Source organism: Comamonas koreensis, from assembly GCF_021026195.1.
Taxonomy (GTDB): Bacteria; Pseudomonadota; Gammaproteobacteria; order Burkholderiales; family Burkholderiaceae_C; genus Comamonas; species Comamonas koreensis.
Genome location: NZ_JAJNCT010000001.1, coordinates 1 through 3,865, shown reverse-complemented (window position 1 = coordinate 3,865; position 3,865 = coordinate 1). Strand labels below are relative to the sequence as shown.

At 60.5% G+C, this 3,865-nt stretch carries 4 protein-coding genes; all 4 read left to right on the top strand.

Annotation, left to right across the window (positions count from 1 at the left end):
- On the top strand, positions 1-1,290 hold a 1,290-nt coding region (locus LPW39_RS00020; RefSeq protein ID WP_230770376.1), incomplete at its 5' end, for a replicative DNA helicase.
- Positions 1,291-1,532: 242 nt separating this feature from the next.
- Positions 1,533-1,967 carry a hypothetical protein gene (locus LPW39_RS00015; RefSeq protein ID WP_230770374.1) on the top strand — a complete coding sequence of 145 codons (435 nt, stop codon included), beginning with the start codon at positions 1,533-1,535 and terminating at the stop codon, positions 1,965-1,967.
- A 730-nt stretch (positions 1,968-2,697) separates the two neighbouring features.
- On the top strand, positions 2,698-3,219 hold the full coding sequence (locus LPW39_RS00010) for a hypothetical protein (protein ID WP_230770372.1): 522 nt from the start codon (positions 2,698-2,700) through the stop codon (positions 3,217-3,219).
- A gap of 49 nt (positions 3,220-3,268) precedes the next feature.
- Positions 3,269-3,592 (top strand): HNH endonuclease, encoded by a 324-nt coding sequence (locus LPW39_RS00005; RefSeq protein WP_230770370.1) that lies wholly within the window; start codon positions 3,269-3,271, stop codon positions 3,590-3,592.
- Positions 3,593-3,865 lie beyond the last annotated feature (273 nt).

Below are 3,865 nucleotides of genomic sequence, written 5' to 3'. Positions count from 1 at the left end.
GCCGGGCATGTGTCGGCTGGCAGCTTTGCTCACCCGCTGCACAAAAGCATTTGGATCGCTGTGGAAGGGCTGGTTCTGGCAGGCCGTGATGTGGACCCGGTGGTGGTGCTGCAGGACCTGCAGGGCAAAGTGGATGACGCCTACGCCGCTGGCCTGCCCAGCTACCTCAACAACCTGACCAGCTCATTTGCCTCGGTGCGAATGGTCACCCACCACGCCCGAATTGTGGCGAACCTGCACCGGCTGCGCCGCGTGGCAGAGGCCTCGGCAAAGGTGGGCGATCTGCTCAAGGATAAATCGCTCTCAGCCGAGGAGATCTCAGGCCAGGCCGTGACGCTGTTTGATGCGATTGCTGATCAGCGTATGACCTCTGAGGCCAAGTCGGTGGGTGAGTTGGCTATCCCGTTCCTTGACGAGCTGCAGGACCTGGCCGACGGCAAGGCCGTGCTGGGGCGCGAGACTGGCATTACGAAGCTGGACTACATCCTCGCCGGCGGCACGTATGACGGGCAGTTAATCGTCATCGCTGCGCGGCCAAGCGTGGGCAAGTCATCTTTTGCCCAGCAGCTGGCGCTCAACCAGGCGGAGCGGGGCTATCCCTCCGCATTCCTGGGCATGGAGATGAGCGAGAAGGAGCTGATGCGCCGCGCGGTGGCCAACCTCGGCCGGGTGCCGCTGCGCCTGCTCAAGACGGGCAAGCTCAGCCCCGATGACTATGGCCGAGTGCCAGACGCCATGGAGCGCATGCGAGATCTTCCGCTGTATTTCGAGTTCTGCCCAGGCGTTAACCTGGCAGAGATCTCCGCCAAGATCCGCAAGCTGGTGCGCAAGCACAAGGTCAAGCTGGTGGTCATCGACTACCTGCAGCTGATGGCCGCCACTGATGAGCGCAAAGACCGCCGCGTGCAGCTGGAAGAGATCACCCGCAACCTCAAGCGCCTGGCAGGCCAGCTGGGCATCACCATCGCGCTGCTGTCCCAGCTCAATCGGGAGGTGGAAAAGCGCTCCAACCCTAAGCCCCAGCTGTCCGATCTGAAGGAGTGCGGCGCCATCGAGGAGGACGCCGACATTGTGCTGGTGCTGTGGGACCACAAGAAGGGCGACATCGATGAGTCATCCATCAAGGGCCTGGGCGCCATCAAGGGCCGGGACCTGGGGCAGAGCGACATGGCTCTGAACTTCGACGGCAAGTACCAGCGCTGGTCTGAATCCACCGAATCCCTCACCAGCAACACCAACACCGCCACCACTGCCCCACGGGCGCACAAGAGGTATCCCGATGACTACTAAGCCAGCAGAGGCAACGCATGTGCTCCTGTGGAGCCAGACCCAATCAGCGCTGCATGTAGAGCCGGTGGAGGCCATGCTCAAGTGCAACCGCCGGGCCTACGTCGAAAACGCCTGTTCTGACTGGGTGCCCATACACCTGGGGTCTGAAGACGAATGCCGAACGGCGTCAACCCTTGCCATGAACGCCCTGAGCCATCGACCAGCTGGCGCTACCCATCCCCAATAACCGAAACGGAGCCCGAATGAACTTTGCAGAGACCGCAGCACTATCCACCCCAGCGCGCCGCAGCGCCCGGGGCTATGTGGACTTCACACAGGTCCTCCCCCAGCACCGCCCAATGGATGTGCGCCTGGCCAACTGGGGCAGGTGGTGCCACGGCCCGATGCGCCGCGACGTATCCCCCATGTTCCGAGGCATGCCGCGTGAGCCGCAGTTGCGTCAGCCTGGTGATGTGCCGGCCGAATTGATGGATCCCATGGACGCGGCGAAGGTTGCTAAGGCGGTTGCCGGTTTGCCAGAGAAACACCGTGCTGTATTGAACTGGTGCTATGTCCTGGACCCGCGCAGCAAGGAAGCCAGCCCCGCCCGTGCGAGCAAGAAGCTCGGCACCAGCCTCCAAGGCCTGGCTGATCTGCTGCGTGATGCGCGTCAGATGCTGATTAACCGGGGGGCATAACGTGGACGGCGAGTACAAAGCTGCCCGCGCATTGTCCGAAGCTGAGCGCATGGTGAATGTGCGCTACTTGGGCCACTGCTTGCATGAAAACCGGAGCGTTTGGAACAACCGGACCATGGGCTGGTTCAGCCGCTGCCGGGATTGCAAGGTTGAGATTCAGATAGACGGATACATGCAGGTGCGCAGGCTGCCAGACGACGTACTAGCCCAGGCCTGGAGCCAGGAGCATGTAAAGACTGCAGCAAGTCCGGTCAATGGCGCGCAGCTGCGCTATGCGTTGGAGCGTGAAGGCTGGCGCGTTCAGTTTCTGGGAGTTGATGGTAGGACTGCGTGCGAGGTGCGAAAGGGCAGCACCTGCTGGCGCACAGGTTTCTTCGACACGCAGGCGGAGGCTGTGGTTGAGGCTGGCGCAATGACGCTGAGAAACTATGTATTTAATGCTTGTGCGAGGCCTGGTAATCTGGTACAGTCACCCCATTGACTGAGCAACAGCACAGAGTCGCATACCCTATGTGGAGGCGGCGGTGTCTGCAAATGCTCAGTGATAGAGCGCTCCATCGGGGGCGCTTTTTTGTATCTGCTTACCGCCATGTGGCGAACTAGTATCGAGGGCCATTACCCCGCATTGGGGGCGTGGCCCTTGTCGTTTCTCAGCCCGTCCGGGTAGCCCGATGAGGTGAACTATTCAGGGGCCAGCCATTGCGCTGGCCTCATTCATTTGGAGATAGCTATGAATCCCCAATCACTGCGCAACCCCATGATTGCCCTAGCCACCGCGATCTACAACGTGCGGCCTCCTGTGCTGAAGGGGATGAAGATCGACAACGAATCGCTAGGGATTGAGGTGGTCCGCCTGGAAGTGGAGTTGACCCCCGAGCTGGTGAAGGCATGGGGCGACGCATGCAGCCCCTCTGCCGATTCAAAGGGGCAGATGAGTAGCCCATCTGTCGGTGACAAATGGGCCGGCATCCGTGGCACAGGGTGGAAGGATAAAGGGGGGAGCGGCCTCGCACCTATTCTGGTCGCGTTAACAGATCAAGCTGCTGAGCGCGTCAATGCCGAAGTGACCAATGTGTTGGACAAGCTGGACTCGGCGAGCGCAGGCATCCAAGAAGTGTCACACGTCTATAACCTCGGACCACTATGGCTCACCTATCGAGAACAGGTGAAAGAGAAGATTCGCCAGCGAGTGGAGCAGAGCATTGCTCATGAGGTCGCAGGAAATCTGTTGACTGATCACAGCGCTGGTTAGCTTTAGCCAGGGGGGCAGCTTGCGCTGGTCTCTACAAGAAGGGCGACCGATGGCATGGAGTAAGACAAGCAGACACGCACGGGGCTACGGGACTGAGTGGAACAAGCTACGGCTGCAGATCCTGGAGCGCGACGGCTATCTGTGCCAGTGCCCAGACTGCAAGGGCGGATTCTTCCAGCCCCTGCCGGCCCATGAGGTGGATCACATCAAGCCCAAGGCCTGGTTCAAGACAGGGAAGGCGCAAGGCAACCCCGATGACCCGAGCAACTTGCGCGCAGTCAACAAGGAATGTCACAAGAGGCTGACGAAGCTGCAGAAGGGCCACAGGCCGGCGGTGAAGGTTGGCCTTGACGGTTTCCCTGTCGAGGATTGAGCATCGACCTCAAGGGGTGCGGGCGTCATCGGGTCGAGTCGAATGAGAGCGAGTCGCATCAACGCGAGGGGAGGGGTGGGTCAAAACCTTAGGGCCTCTCCACCCAGTACCGACCACGGAACACTTTTTTCGCACGGTCAAGATAGAAATTTCAATTTTGGAGGGGAGGTGCTTCATGCCTGGACCCGGAAGGAAGCCCGCCCATCTCAAGGCCATCGCGGGCACGGATCGCAAAGACCGAGAGCCTGAAAAAGTCCTAGACCTGCCGATCAT